General features: G+C 63.3%; 11 protein-coding genes and 2 pseudogenes. 10 read left to right on the top strand and 3 right to left on the bottom strand.

Annotated elements, in window-relative coordinates:
* The first annotated feature begins 327 nt into the window (after positions 1-327).
* From rpmH to rsmG, 6 genes are all read left to right on the top strand, one after another.
* Positions 328-471, top strand: a complete 144-nt coding sequence (gene rpmH, locus GII31_RS22455; RefSeq protein ID WP_005187546.1) for a 50S ribosomal protein L34 — start codon at positions 328-330, stop codon at positions 469-471.
* Between the two features lie 188 nt (positions 472-659).
* Positions 660-1154 (top strand): ribonuclease P protein component, encoded by a 495-nt coding sequence (gene rnpA / locus GII31_RS22450; RefSeq protein WP_213245645.1) that lies wholly within the window; start codon positions 660-662, stop codon positions 1152-1154.
* On the top strand, positions 1151-1495 hold the full coding sequence (gene yidD / locus GII31_RS22445; protein WP_213245643.1) for a membrane protein insertion efficiency factor YidD: 345 nt from the start codon (positions 1151-1153) through the stop codon (positions 1493-1495). Before rnpA ends, yidD begins: the two co-directional genes overlap by 4 nt.
* 7 nt (positions 1496-1502) lie before the next feature.
* Positions 1503-2699 (top strand): membrane protein insertase YidC, encoded by a 1197-nt coding sequence (gene yidC / locus GII31_RS22440; protein ID WP_213245641.1) that lies wholly within the window; start codon positions 1503-1505, stop codon positions 2697-2699.
* 53 nt (positions 2700-2752) lie between these two features.
* The gene (locus GII31_RS22435) at positions 2753-3430 is read left to right on the top strand and encodes a Jag family protein (protein ID WP_213245639.1); all 678 of its coding nucleotides are present in this window, start codon (positions 2753-2755) and stop codon (positions 3428-3430) included.
* 340 nt (positions 3431-3770) lie between these two features.
* Entirely contained in the window at positions 3771-4454 is a 684-nt protein-coding gene (rsmG, locus tag GII31_RS22430) for a 16S rRNA (guanine(527)-N(7))-methyltransferase RsmG (RefSeq protein ID WP_246222371.1), read from the top strand.
* 332 nt (positions 4455-4786) lie between these two features.
* On the opposite strand, the pseudogene GII31_RS22425 reads toward rsmG, so the two are convergent.
* The 3 genes and pseudogenes from GII31_RS22425 to GII31_RS22415 all read right to left on the bottom strand — a co-directional run.
* Positions 4787-5456 (bottom strand): annotated as a pseudogene (locus GII31_RS22425) (ExeA family protein).
* A 132-nt stretch (positions 5457-5588) separates the two neighbouring features.
* Positions 5589-6044, bottom strand: coding sequence for a transposase (locus GII31_RS22420; RefSeq protein ID WP_246222019.1), 456 nt, complete (start codon positions 6042-6044; stop codon positions 5589-5591).
* Positions 6026-7169 (bottom strand): annotated as a pseudogene (locus tag GII31_RS22415) (IS256 family transposase); the annotation flags it as partial. The pseudogene GII31_RS22415 and the gene GII31_RS22420, both read right to left, overlap by 19 nt.
* A 997-nt stretch (positions 7170-8166) precedes the next feature.
* Here GII31_RS22415 and GII31_RS22410 point away from each other — a divergent pair.
* The 4 genes from GII31_RS22410 (at position 8167) to GII31_RS22395 (ending at position 14383) form a co-directional block, all read left to right on the top strand.
* Entirely contained in the window at positions 8167-8583 is a 417-nt protein-coding gene (locus GII31_RS22410) for a transposase (RefSeq protein ID WP_260840206.1), read from the top strand.
* A 2155-nt stretch (positions 8584-10738) separates the two neighbouring features.
* Positions 10739-11689: a ParA family protein gene (locus GII31_RS22405; RefSeq protein ID WP_287384386.1), complete on the top strand. Its 951-nt coding sequence runs from the start codon at positions 10739-10741 to the stop codon at positions 11687-11689.
* A 218-nt stretch (positions 11690-11907) separates the two neighbouring features.
* Positions 11908-13110: a ParB/RepB/Spo0J family partition protein gene (locus GII31_RS22400; RefSeq protein ID WP_213245633.1), complete on the top strand. Its 1203-nt coding sequence runs from the start codon at positions 11908-11910 to the stop codon at positions 13108-13110.
* A 229-nt stretch (positions 13111-13339) separates the two neighbouring features.
* Complete coding sequence (locus GII31_RS22395) at positions 13340-14383, top strand: hypothetical protein (protein WP_213245631.1); 1044 nt, start codon at positions 13340-13342, stop codon at positions 14381-14383.
* The last annotated feature ends 18 nt before the right edge of the window (positions 14384-14401 follow it).

Genomic DNA, 14401 nt, shown 5'->3' with positions numbered 1-14401 from the left:
GTGTACCTGTCCTCCTGCCGGATGAGACCAGCCGGCGTCGTGGGGTGAGACTGCCACCATGCATGAGAACGGACCATGTTGTCCACATGGTTATCCACAGTTGTGGACAGGGTGAGCAAACGATCGAGGCCAGCGGGACCGGGCACGCTCGTTTGATTTGGGCATCGCGAGTCAGTAGTCTCGACTGGTCATCCAGGTAACGGATTTGCGCGGCAGAATCGGACCGTGGCGGGAACTTTACCCGTCAGATCCGGAGCTGTCAGCAACCCGACAGGAGTTCGGCACCGTGATCTGGAAACCAGGCCACCTCGAAACAAGGAGTCAGCTGTGACCAAGGGTAAGCGGACATTCCAGCCCAATAACCGTCGTCGTTCGCGCGTACACGGCTTCCGTCTGCGTATGCGGACCCGTGCCGGTCGTGCGATTGTGAACAGCCGTCGCAGCAAGGGCCGCGCAAAGCTCACCGCCTGATCGACGACATCACTGATCTCCGGCACCCGTGCGGTGGTGTCGACCAGCCCTGCGCCCGGTCGACACGCGGACGGGCTCGTCGGCAAGGTTGTCGGTGAGTCGCAGGTACGGCGAGGTCGGCCGCGGGCCGGCTGTTCGTCGCGCCGATTCACTTTCATGAGCCACGTGCCGGATCGGGATGATCCTCGATGGTCGCCGCACAGCATCGGATCTCGTCGGGATCCGACTTCACACGCGCCCTGAAATACGGTGCGCGCGTCTCCACACGTGACCTCATCGTCCACGTCGCGTGTTCCGGTGTTCTCCCAGGAGAGCAGCGAGGACCGCGAGATGACGTCGCCACCTCCGGCGGCCCCCGGCTCGGCCTGATCGTGAGCAAGGCCGTCGGCAACGCGATTACCCGGCATCGTGTGGCGCGTCGTCTGCGTGCCGCCTTTCGCGAGGTGTCAACCCTGATCCCGGCCGACACTCTCGTCGTCGTGCGCGCCAGGCCGTCCGCAGATGGTCCGAGCAGTGTCGGTCTCGCAGCACAGTTGAGCACCGCTCTCGAGCACCGTCGGGTGCGCACACTCCTCGACCGAGCCCGCCCCGATTGTGCCCGGCCAGGTACTGCCCACACTGATCTGCCCTGCACTGATGTACCCCGAATAGCGGGCGAGGCCACCGAAACGGTGCCTCTGTGACCCAGACTTCCACGCATCCGACCGTCGCCCGCCGCCTGCGACTATGGCCGCGCCGGGCCGTGATCTTCCTGATCGAGCTGTACCGTTCGTGGATCTCGCCGATGCGTATGCCGACCTGCCGCTTCGAGCCCACCTGCTCGGCGTACGCCGTCGACGCGCTCAACGCCCACGGCCTGGTACACGGTGGAACACTCGCTGTCGTGCGTCTGCTCAAGTGCGGACCATGGCACAAACCGGGATACGACCCGGTACCCGAACGTGGTCTGCGCCACTACCTCCCCGGAGGAAGACGCGAGGCCGAATCCGCCGTCCGTTCGACACACTCTCGAGGTAAGGGGTAACCGACCCGTGCTCAACTTCATCTATTGGCCGGTCTCCTGGATCATGTGGGTCTGGCACTGGTTGTTCGACCATCTGACCCCCAACACACCCGGTGGCGACGGCATCGCCTGGGCACTGTCGGTGGTCTTCCTGGTCTTCACCCTGCGCGCGATCCTGTACAAGCCGTTCGTCAAGCAGGTGCGCACCACCAAGAAGATGCAGGAGATCAACCCGCAGCTTCAGGCGATCCGGAAGAAGTACGCCAAAGACCGGGTCAAGATGACCGAGGAAATGCAGAAGCTGCAGAAGGAGCACGGCTTCAACCCGTTGCTCGGCTGTCTGCCGATGTTCATGCAGATCCCCGTGTTCATCGGTCTGTTCCATGTTCTGCGCTCGTTCAACAGGATGGGCACCGGCATGGGTCAGCTCGGCATGACTGCTGAGGAAACCCGCCGATACGGCAACTACGTCTTCAACGCAGACCAGGTGCAGAACTTCCTCGACGCCCGGTTGTTCGGTGTGCCGCTGTCGTCGTACGTGACCCAGCCCACGACCGAATGGGTGGCGTTCGTGTCCTCACTCAAGCCGGAGGACATCGACTTCACCCGCGGTCATATCGCGATTCTCGTGGTGCCGATGATGATCATCGCCTCGGTCTCCACGCACATGAACTCGCGTGCCTCGGTTGCCCGCCAGCCGGCGGCCGCGCTGGAGAACCCGCAGACGCGGATCATGAACAACCTCGCCCTGTATATTTTCCCGCTCGGCATTCTCGTGACCGGTGTGTTCTTCCCCGTCGCCATCCTCCTGTACTGGATGAGTAACAACATCTGGACCTACGGCCAGCAGCACATCGTGTTCGGTCAGATCGAGAAAGAGGAAGAGGCCGCCCGCCAGGCCAAGCAGGAGAAGCTCAAGGCCAATGCCCCTAAGCCGGGCGCCCGGCCGAACCGCACCAAGCGCGCCGCCGCGGCCCCGGCGAAGCTCGACGAATCGAGCGATTCGGACTCGAAACCGGCAGACTCCGAATCGTCTGTGGACATGTCGAAGCCGAAGCCGGGACGGAAGCCGGTCAAGCCCCAGGCGGGTGCCAAACCCACGCCGGGTGCCAAACCCGCCGGAAGCGGTAATCGCAAGTCCGGCTCGTCCGGCAAGAAGCCGAAGGGCGGTGCGGGTGGCGGCAAGGGCGGTGCGGCCAAGCGCAACCGTCCCGGCGGCAAATAGCGCCCGTCGCCGATGCAGAGACTTTTTCTATTCACCAAGATGAGGCGGTTGAAATGACAACTGAGACCACGCCGCAGGGCGATGTCGATGACGATCAGGTCGTCGAGGAGCAGGCTGTGGACGAACTTTCCGATGCCGACGAGGCGACTGACAACGACACGGCAGCTGACAACGATACGGCAGCTGACGAGGACACGGCAGCCACGGATGCTTCGGGTGCCGATGACGACGATGATGATGACGACGATGAGGATGACGACGATGAGGATGAGCGCCTCATCGAGGAAGGCGAGATCGCCGGCGATTACCTCGAGCAGCTGCTCGACGTTCTCGACTTCGACGGCGACATCGACCTCGACGTCGACGGTGATCGGGCCGTCGTCAGCATCGATGGCGGAGACGATCTCACCAAGCTCGTAGGCCGCAAGGGTGAGGTGCTCGACGCGCTGCAGGAGCTCACCCGGCTGGCCGTGCAGCAGGCGACGGGCGATCGCAGCCGATTGATGCTCGACATTGCTCGGTGGCGTGCCGACCGGCGCGAACGTCTGGCCCGTCTCGGCCGCGAGGTTGCCGAGCGTGTGCTGGCCAGCGGCGAGAAGGAATCCCTCGACCCGATGACCCCGTTCGAGCGCAAGATTGTGCACGACGCCGTCGCCGACGTCGACGGTGTGGTGTCCGAGAGCGAGGGCATGGAACCCAAGCGCCGGGTGGTAGTGCTTCGTTCGTCGTAGCGAACGGTGTTGACGGGAGAGTCCTGGCTACGGCCAGGACTTTTCCCGTTTGCGGGCAGGGTGATTTCGGGATCGGGTTCGTTCGGTACCAGAATGACGGGAGTGCGCCTCGAAGCTGTTTCACGTGAAACAGCCGTCGGCGCGGACACAGGAGGCAACGATGGGCACAGGTGATGAGGACGGCGATGTCGCCGACCGTGAACCCCAGAACCGTGAACCCCAGAACCGTGAACCCCAGAACCGTGAACCCCAGAACCGTGAACCCCAGAACCGTGAACCCCAGAACCGTGAACCTACCGCGGGGACGGACCGTGAAGGTGCACCCTCCCCTGCCCCGGTTGTGGCGACCGCGATCTTCGGTGACCGAGTGGGTCTTGCACAGGAGTACCGCGACATCCTCGCCACCGACGGGATCGTGCAGGGGCTGATCGGCCCCCGCGAAGTAGAACGGCTGTGGACCCGGCATGTGCTCAACTGCGCTGTCATCGGCGAGGTGATCGCGCCCGGATCCACCGTGATCGACATTGGCAGTGGGGCCGGACTGCCCGGTATCCCGCTGGCGATCGCGCGACCCGACCTTCAGGTGACGCTCGTCGAACCGCTGCTGCGACGTGCCACCTTCCTCGAAGCCGTGATCAGTCGGCTCGGGCTCCAGGGCGTGCGGGTGGTCCGGGGCCGTGCTGAGGAGAAGGCGGTGCGGTCCGACAGCGGTACCGCCGACGTGGTGACCTCGAGGGCTGTGGCCCCCCTCGAGCGTCTGGCGGGTTGGTCCGCTCCCTTGGTCGCAACCGGGGGCGTTATGGTCGCGATCAAAGGGTCATCGGCAGCCGACGAGATCGAACGTGACAAGGTGGCCGTCGAGAAGCGTGGTCTCACAGCGCTGCGGATGGCGACCTGTGGCACGCGGTTCCTGGACGAGCCGACGACCGTCGTCATCGGTGACAAGGTGACGCAGGATGTCGGTGACCGCCGTAGCAAGGTCGGTGGTAAGCGGTCCGCGCGCAAGGGTGGAGCGCAAGATTAGAAGAACCCGGGCCTGGATCAACCGGGATCTGGAACTGGGGATCCGCCGCGCCGAGTGTGATCGATTCGGGTTTGGATCGCTGCGGATCGCTCGGTGTCCGGTGAACCGCGAAGTTTCGGGCTCACAGTTGCCCGGTTCCGGTCTGAGATGGGCAACACTGAGGAAACCGTAGTTCGGTTCGGAGTTCGATCGACCGCATCAACTCGGTGTGGGTGTTGTCCGTCATTGACGATGCGGATGATGTCGATGTAGGCGAGCGGCGGTAGCGGTCGGGGTCCTGTGTCGGCGATGTGGTGGCGTGGTCGGCGACGTGACGTCGTGGGGTGAATGACTCAGTCGTTACCGGATTCGGTGACGGCGATCTGGGTGGCCTTATCGTCGACGATCGCAGATTTGGCGGCGAACGCGGCGGCCAGGGCGTGTACGGCGAGGTTGTTCACCGACCGCGGGTACCGCGTGCAGCGGTGTGAATCAACGTGATGGCGTCGTCGGAGAACAGCGGGTCGGAACGGTCGGCGATCTCGAGGTGGTGGCCGGTGTAGTCAGCGGTGTCGGGCGGTGCTATCCCGGCGAGTGCGTAGCGGACGGCGATGCGGTGGTCGAGTGCGGCCAGGACGCCGAATTTGAGTCGGTGCCGCAAGGTTGGTTGCCCGACGAGCAATCCGGTGAACGGGGAACCGGAGTTCATGTCGTGGTTGGTGAGCATGCGGATTGCTTCCATCTGCGCGTTGTCGAGTAGGTGTGCCTCGTCGACGACTGGGGTGCGGCCACGTTCAGCGTGCTCGGCGGCGTGGGATTCCGCTGCTTGCGGCGTCGGCGTCGCGGTGTAGAAGTTTGGGGCCCGTCCCAGTGTGGTGACGATGTGGTGCAGCGTTCCGCGGACCCTGACTGAGGGTTGGGCAGGTAGATGCCGGGATGACGGTGCAGCATCGATGGTGCGAGATTCCGCTCGAAGGGCATCCTGGTGAAACCGTAATGTACCTGCAGCCGTTCGAGACTCACGCCGAACCCTCCGCTCGTTCGGTGTCTGCTCTGGCGATTTGACGTCCTCCCGGCCGTGAACGACCGGGATTCCTACCACGCCACTCCCGTGGCGTCTTGGCGGGTTCCTGTTTCACTGGGGCTCGCTTTCCGCTAGGCGGGAAGACTGACAGCCCCTCCGCAGGCGTTTAGTCTCTCGGAGCGTCCCTCCGCGAGAATGTTTCTGGCGGCATTGAGGTCGCGGTCGTGGACCACCCCACACGCCTGACATGTCCACTCTCGAACCGAGAGCAGCTTCGGGCCATCCTGCACTCCGCACGTCGAGCACAGTTGCGAGGACGGGAAGAACCGATCCACTTTCCCGACGTACCGTCCGTACCGGGCGGCTTTCTCCTCCACCATGCGGGTGAACATCACCCACCCGCCATCGTGTACCGACTTCGCCAATCGAGTCCGCGCAAGACCCGAGACACACAAGTCCTCGACGTAGATCGCTTGGTTCTCGCGAATCAACGCCGTGGACTGTTTGTGCGCCCAGTCCTTGCGGGAATCGGCCACCCTGGCATGCGCTTTGGCGACACGCACAGCGGGCGGCGGCAGACTTGCCATTCGTCGTGCTGGTCGATCACTACGGAGGTGGCCAGGCGGAGGATGGCCTGGTTGTTGGGGAAGGTCTCCACGACGTCAGCGCGGCGTTTGGTCTCCTTGTTCAACCGCTCGATAGGGTTGTTCGACCAGATCTTCTGCCAGTGCGCCAGCGGGTACTCGGCGAATGCCGGCACGTCGGTCTTGGCCTCGCTCATCATCGCCGCGACCGCCGGATAGCTCGGTTCCAGGGTGTCGGCGACGGTGTCCCATTGGGCGGGCAGAGCGTCGCGGTCGGTGTGGGCGAAGATGGTCGTGACCGCGGCCAGTACGGCGGCCTGCTGCTTGCCGGGGACCTTTCCGGCGAGGTTGCGCATGAAGTGCACGTGGCAGCGTTGCCACCCGGCACCGGTGAACTGGCGGGCCACGGCAGCGTTCAAACCGGCGTGGGCGTCGGAGATCGCCAGGCGCACCCCGTGCAGGCCTCGTTCGCGTAGCGAGGACCGGAAGTCGTTCCAGAACTCGAAGGACTCGCTGTCGCCGACGTCGGTGCCAGGACTTCGTGGGTGCCGTCGATCCCAGACCCCGATCGCCACGATCATGGCCTGGGAGACCACGTGCGCCCCGATCCGCGATTTGAGGTAGGTGGCGTCGAGGAAGATGTACGGGAACTCGGTGTGGTGCACGGTGCGCTCGCGAAACGCGGCCACTTCGGCGTCGAGCTGGGCGCAGATCCGGGAGAATTCGGACTTGCTGATCCCGGTGTCCGAACCCATCGCTTTGACCAGGCCGTCGACGGCACGGGTGGACACCCGGCGACGTAGTCCTCCATGATGACCGCGTGCAGGGCGCGGTCGATCCGGTGGCGGCGTTCGAGCAGGGACGGGAAGAACAATCCTTCCCGCAGCTTCGGGGTCTGTACCCGCACCTCCCCGGCCGGGGTGGTGATCGTCTTCGGACGTGATCCTTTGCGGTGGGTGGTGCGTTCGCTGCTGCGTTCGTAGCGGCCGGCCGCGATACGGGCGGCCGGTTCGGCTTCGATCAGCTCTTGCAGGCCGTGGCGCAGCAGCTCGGCGGTCATGGCCTGGAACTGGCCCGAGTCCACGAGGTCGAGGGTTGGTCGACCAGTGCAGAATGGTCATGGGCCATCGCGTAGATAGCCTTCTGTGAGTCCTGTGGAAGGTGACTCGTAGATCACTACGCGATGGCGCGACCCCGACCCGGGAGCGACACGATCGACCTGCTCAGGCCCAGCCCAGCCCTGATCCGATTCCCACCACCCCAGTAGACTTACCCCATGCTGACGTTCCCAACGGTGCTTCCTCTCGTCAGAATGATGCGGGCACCCGGCGCGAACCTGGAGTTCAGATCCTACGACGCCACCCACGACGGCAGCATCGAGAAGTCTGTCGGTGATCTCCTCACCTGTCGGCGACGGCATACTGACTGACCGTCGAGCTTGTTGAGCTGGTTCGGTGTGGTGCCGTCCAAGGTCCGCTCAAGTCGGCGGCGGTGTGGGTTTCACGTGAAACATCGGTTGTTTCACGTGAAACAACCGTGTGCTGATCAGTCCGTCGCGATCAGCCCACCGTGTCGGTGGAGATTCCGTATCACTCCCCTCCCCCGTGTCCCCGATAGGTCGCGATGCGCGTGAGGCCTGCACTAGGTGGACTTCCTGTGAGACTTCGGTACCGAGCAGTGCAGAGCTTGCCCTCTCGAAGCGCTGGGGCGAGTGGGCCGGTGTGCGACCGCGGTATGTGTCACCGAGCCAGGCATATGGTTCGCGCTCGGTGGATGACCGGTGCAAGCCCTCGCCGTTGTGCAGAGCCCCGTCGTGCTCCATGGCATCTGGGACGAGACGCATCGGCGCTTGAGTCTCGGGATGAGTGGCGGGATGACGCTCCGCGGTTGGTGGTCGCGTATCTGGAACATCTGGCATTGGCAGAGGGGATGGTTGGCGGCGCGATCTGTGACAGGGGTGCCCGCGCCGCTCCGACGACTCCGGGCCGTCGCTCCTCTCCCCTCGTGGGTACTGCCATGTTTCACGTGAAACATCGACATCGCGGTCGATGGTGTGGACGTCCGTCCGATTTGACGTCCTCCCGGCCGTGAACGGCCGGGATTCCTACCACGCCACTCCGCCAAAGTGCATGCCAGGGTGGCCGATTCCCGCAAGGACTGGGCGCACAAACAGTCCACGGCGTTGATTCGCGAGAACCAAGCGATCTACGTCGAGGACTTGTGTGTCTCGGGTCTTGCGCGGACTCGATTGGCGAAGTCGGTACACGATGGCGGGTGGGTGATGTTCACCCGCATGGTGGAGGAGAAAGCCGCCCGGTACGGACGGTACGTCGGGAAAGTGGATCGGTTCTTCCCGTCCTCGCGACTGTGCTCGACGTGCGGAGTGCAGGATGGCCCGAAGCTGCTCTCGGTTCGAGAGTGGACATGTCAGGCGTGTGGGGTGGTCCACGACCGCGACCTCAATGCCGCCAGAAACATTCTCGCGGAGGGACGCTCCGAGAGACTAAACGCCTGCGGAGGGGCTGTCAGTCTTACCGCCTAGCGGAAAGCGAGCCCCAGTGAAACAGGAACCCGCCAAGACGCCACGGGAGTGGCGTGGTAGGAATCCCGGTCGTTCACGGCCGGGAGGACGTCAACGGTGTGTGCCATCTGGGACGTGCGAGCGTTCCGTTTGGTGGTGGTTCCCAGCAGCGGCGTGACGTGCGGTTGCCGGCATGTTTCACGTGAAACATGCCGGCCTCCTTGTGAACAACGGTCCGCGACACGTGCCTCCTTGGAACTGCGCGGTACTACAGCAAGCGAGCACAACTCGTCGAGACGCGGGCAATGGGTGTGGTAGCAGGAATGCATGGCCAGCGGTGGTGGTCTTCATCGCCGAATATCTGGGTGCCCGAGGGTGAGAAGTGCTCGTGATTGGTGTGACCGGGGTGGCTGGACAATTTCGTCACGTGACAGACTGTTGCGACTGCGGTGCTCGACGAGGGTTCCCGGTATTGGTCCCGACTGTTCAAGATGTCTCCACTCCCCTACCCCGGCGGGACGGAGGAAGGCAGGGCTGGAATGTGGACGCCCAGTAGGTCGGGTGAAGCGGATGGCGGTAATAGCCGGGAGGTGTAGGTGTAATCGGGATCTTTGGCACGTGGCGGCGTCAGGTTGTCCGAAGCGCTGATTCGTGATACAGGTCCATTGTTTCACGTGAAACCGAAGTCTCGGCGTCCCGGTGGGAAACGGTGCGGAGATTGGGACTGGTTCGGTTCGGCGGTCTGCTTGCCGGTACCGATTGTCGGCGTGGCTTTCTTTCGTTCACGGGACCGTGGAATGCCACCGCGTGCATGCGCTCGGCGTACCACGATGATGGCTTGCCGATGATGCTTGCATTGCTCGGTGCCGGGTAGAGAACACAGACCGGGTGGAGCACTCAAGCGTTCGGTGTTGGGATGCATCCCGATCGAAGAGCGTGGCCGTCCACTGATTCGTCAGCGTTCCTCACATGCCAGCCAACCGGTGGCTGTGTTGGGAGGTGCGATTTGTCTATGGACTGAACCTCGACGACTGGATTGGTCGGTGTCGGGCGAACACGAGCATCGTGCATTGGCGGTGTGCCGGTGGGGTAGTCGGCAGTATGATCTGTCCGGGAATCGTCCAGGGAGTAGACGGTGATCCCAGCAGAATGGCTGACCTTCCGTCGATCGGATGGGTTCGGTATCTGAGTTCGCGCGGTGGTTGCGCAACCGGACATGTCGGCGCGATCGGTGTAACACTCGGGGAGGTTGTGAACGGCATGGCGACTCGGAACAGGTGGGGGCCTCCGGCATCGGCGGACTCACCCCCATCGAACGCCTACGCGTTCACAAGCTGGCCGGGTCTTACACCTGGTGCCTCGTGGTCGAGGGGCAGTCAGTACCACCTGCCATCCGACTCACCACGATCGCATTGACCGGCTCTCGCGCTGACGTGATCGGCGGGCCCCGCTGACTGTTGCGTCGCGAAGCCCTATCAGGTGACCCGTGCCGGAAATCGACCTGATCCACCGGCGTAGAGGTACTGGATCAGCTGGGCTGACGATTCCACGATCTGTACGGAGTGAGTGCGCGCCTTCGATCGGAAGACCCGCGTGACGTCGCACTGCGAGCGGGCGTGGAGGCATTCGTGCAGGAAGGTGTTCCGTGACGCGTGGTCGCCACCTGAATGAATACAGGAATGATCCGACTCGCCGGCGAGCCGGCGGCGATGTGTTGATCTGCTGCGCCCGATACAGAAGGTATCGGTCCTTGTGTCAGTGTGGTCGGCTCGATGTTTCACGTGAAACCGCGTTTCACGTGAAACAGTCCGTGATCACACTTGGTCCCGGTTTTGATCCCGGAGGGACGGTGGCGGGTGGTGATTGCCAACCCCTCCCCTCCACCACCATCGGAGGTACATCGAGTGTGGCATCAACGTCGCACCGAACTGTGATGACGGCGCTCTCCATCCAGGCCTATCGCTATGTCGATATCGATCCATCGACGTCGGTGGCTGCCCTATTCGTTCGCCGATTTGTGCGGCGCCGCAGAGTCGAGACCCGGCGAACCTGTGGAGAACTCACCGAATCGTGCACACACGCCGCTGGGGTTGGTAAGTCGGCACTTCAGAGCGCAAGATAGAGGAAGTGCCGGGGGTTCGGCACACAATCCCCCATCGGGTTAAGGAGTCCAAGCGTGGTCGGTCAAGACCCGGTTGTTTCACGTGAAACCTTGTCACGAAGAGGCACTGCCAAGCATTCCCTCGACGACACCCCGATCGCGAAGGCGGCTGAACGCGCCAGTCGCGTTCTGACGCCGGGTGCCGCGGGCCAGCTGCCCAAGCCACCGCGCCGCCGTGTTATCACGGTCGCGAACCAGAAGGGCGGCGTCGGTAAGACGACGACGACCGTCAATATCGCTGCCGGTCTCGCATTGCACGGCATCCGAGTTCTGGTTGTCGATCTCGACCCGCAGGGCAACGCGAGTACCGCGCTCGGAATCGACCACCGCGCCGCCGGCATCGACTCGGTATACGAACTCCTCCTCGGCGAGGCTAATCTGACCGAGGCCACGCAGAAGTGCCCGTCGCAGGAGAACCTCTATTGCATCCCTGCCACTCTCGATCTGGCGGGCGCTGAGATCGAGCTGGTGTCGTTGGTGGCACGCGAGAATCGGTTGCGTAACGCCCTCGATGACGCTCGTCTTGATGCCCTCGGTATTGACTATGTCCTCATCGACTGCCCGCCGTCACTGGGACTGCTGACGGTCAATGCGATGGTGGCGGCGAACGAGGTGTTGATCCCCATTCAGTGTGAGTACTACGCGCTGGAGGGCGTTGGACAGTTGCTCCGCAACATCGAACTCGTACAGGCGCACCTCAACCCTCACCTACATGTCTCGACCATCCTGCTCACCATGTATGACGGCCGCACCAAGCTGGCCGACCAGGTGGCCGAAGAGGTACGACGACACTTTGGCCCCAAAGTGCTCAACACGATCATTCCGCGGAGTGTGAAGGTATCCGAGGCACCCGGATACGGGATGACCATCATCGAGTACGACCCGGGTTCACGCGGTGCGATGAGTTACCTCGACGCCGCGCGCGAGATCGCCGAGCGTGCCTTCGCAATTACCAGAACCCGCTGAGTCAGCCGACCGCTGTGAGGGCACTGGTTTTGCCGAGAAGCGATCACGCGCGATCGGGGCGATGATGATCGTGCCTTATCGGCCGACTCTCGTCATACCTGTGGTTGTCGAACCACAGATGCAGCATCATGGAGTAATCGGGACGGACGTTGCGCTACGTCGTCGTCCACTACCGTTGCGACCCAATATCCACGACACCAGATTTCGGAGGAACACCGATGAGCCGTGACACATCGACCCGTCGGGGCGGGCTCGGCCGAGGGCTCGCGGCTCTGATTCCCACTGGGCCCCCAGAAGATGATTCGGCCCCAAAAGGCCCGAGCCTCGGTAATACGGCCGCCGATGTCATCATCGGACGCGCTCCTAGCCCGGACGTCACAACCGCTCCATCATCGGGTGATGACAAGGACACCGGCAACTCCTCCACTCCCCCGACTACCAGGAAATCGGAGAACGGGAAGAAGGAGAAGACGGGCAAGGCCAAGCCTTCCAACGGCATCACCAGCGTCCCCACTGTGCAAGTCGCGGGTTCCGATTCCAATACGACAGCATCCGAGTTGGCGATCTCCGGGTCAGCTGCCCCGGAATCGGCTACCGGTGACGGATTCGCGGCCACCTACCGCGAACTACGTCTGTCCGAGATCCAGCCGAATCCGCACCAGCCACGCTCGGTGTTCGACGAGGACGCGATGGCCGAACTCGTGCACTCGATCACCGAGTTCGGGCTCATGCAGCCGATTGTCGTCCGGGAGCTGGCTCAGCCGACCGACGACGGGGTGAGGTTTCAGCTCGTCATGGGTGAGCGCCGCTGGCGGGCCAGCAAGGTGGCCGGCCTCGAGCTCATCCCGGCGATCGTCCGCGAGACCGCCGACAGCGACATGCTCCGGGACGCATTGCTGGAGAACATCCACCGTGCTCAGCTCAATCCTCTCGAGGAGGCGGCGGCGTATCAGCAGCTGCTCGAGGAATTCGGGGTGACGCACGAGGAACTCGCTCGCCGGATCGGCCGGTCGCGGCCGGTGATCACGAACATGATCCGGCTCCTGAAACTGCCGATTCCTGTACAGCGACGGGTGGCCGCAGGTGTCCTATCGGCGGGACATGCGCGTGCGCTGTTGGCTTTGGAGACCGGTGCCGATGCTCAGGAGGTCCTCGCCGCCCGGATCGTCGCGGAGGGCCTGTCGGTCCGCGCCACCGAGGAAGCGGTGACGTTGGCCAACCGTGACGGGGTTCCCTCCCCTGCTCCGGTTCGTCGTAGGCCGATGCAGATGCCCGGTTTGCAGGACCTCGCGGAACGGTTGTCGGACCGGCTCGATACGCGCGTGACGGTGAGTCTCGGTAAGAAGAAGGGACGGATTGTTGTCGAGTTCGGGTCGGTGGATGATCTCGAGAGAATTATGGGCGTGATCGACCAGGGATGACCGTAAGCGGACTCGGCGAGAGTGCCGGGATGCGCGGTGGTGCGTTCTGCGGCGACAATAGGGGTCATGGGTGACTTTCTGACGACGGAAAAGTCCGTACGGGGACCAGGGACAGAAACGTCACAGTGACGAAGAAGGATAGAGGCGTACCGGTGTTGAAGCCAAAAACCTTGGGAATAAACAAGATTCGTATGAACCAGGGCGTCGAGACAGGTATAGGTACTGTCCGATGGCTGTGACAGTCACCAACCTCGACCTCGAGGCATTCGAACGCCTGCCCAAACATGCCCGCCAGTGCGTCTTCTGGGAAGTCGAACCCGCGACGCCGGCATCCTCCGATATAGGCGACACCGCGCAGATCATTCTCGAGCTCGATATCGAGATCGGCACCGATACAACCGCGTTCGGGCCGGAGTTGTTTGACCCAGGATTGTTTGACACGGCACCGTTCGATGACCTATTCCCGATCTCACCCGATGCTATTGACGGATTCCGCAGTGAATTCGACAAGGAAGCCTGGATCTCCGGACTCCTGCTGGAGTGGGGCACGTGCGGGCAACTCGCCATCGAATCGACCACGGGCCATGTCGTCGGTACCGCCTTCTACGCTCCGCCCGGTCGCGTCCCGCGCTCCTACCATTTCCCCACGGCTCCGGTCAGTGCCGATGCGGTGCTGCTCACCGCGATCCGTATGGAACCGGGTTTCGAGGACAGCGCGCCCGGACTGTTGGATGCGGTGATCACCGATCTCATCCGCCGCGGTGTGCGTGCGATCGAGGCGTTCGGCATCGTACAGCCCGGCGACACTTCGCGGTTGGCCGAGGATCTGTCCGGCCGCTCGGCAGCCGCGTCGCTGCTCGCCCATCGGCCGGCCGCGGCGACGATCCCGCCGGATATCACCGAATGGACCGATGAGACGATCGCCGAAGTGGCCAGGGAAATCCTGCAAACCCCTGGGCCGAACGATGGTTCGGGGAACCGTCCAACCGATCCGGCACTCTCGGGAACCGGCGACTATTGTCCTGAGTGCATCATTGACGCGGGCTTCCTGAAGGACAGCGGTTTCGACGTCATCGCATCGCATCCGCGGTTTCCGCGACTGCGGCTCGAGCTCGACGAAGGTCTCGGCTGGAAAGCGGAAGTGGAGAGCGCGCTCGAGAAGCTGGTGATGAAAGCCGCGATCGACCTGTCGATGCGTCAGGGTGCGGCGGTCGGTGCGGGAATGGGTTGTGTGCGTCAATCACGGAAACGAGCAATCACCGAAACGACATAGCCGACGCCCACCCAGACA

It is taken from the genome of Gordonia pseudamarae, assembly GCF_025273675.1.
GTDB classification, from domain to species: Bacteria; Actinomycetota; Actinomycetes; order Mycobacteriales; family Mycobacteriaceae; genus Gordonia; species Gordonia pseudamarae.
This window is presented reverse-complemented; position numbering and strand designations above follow the sequence as displayed.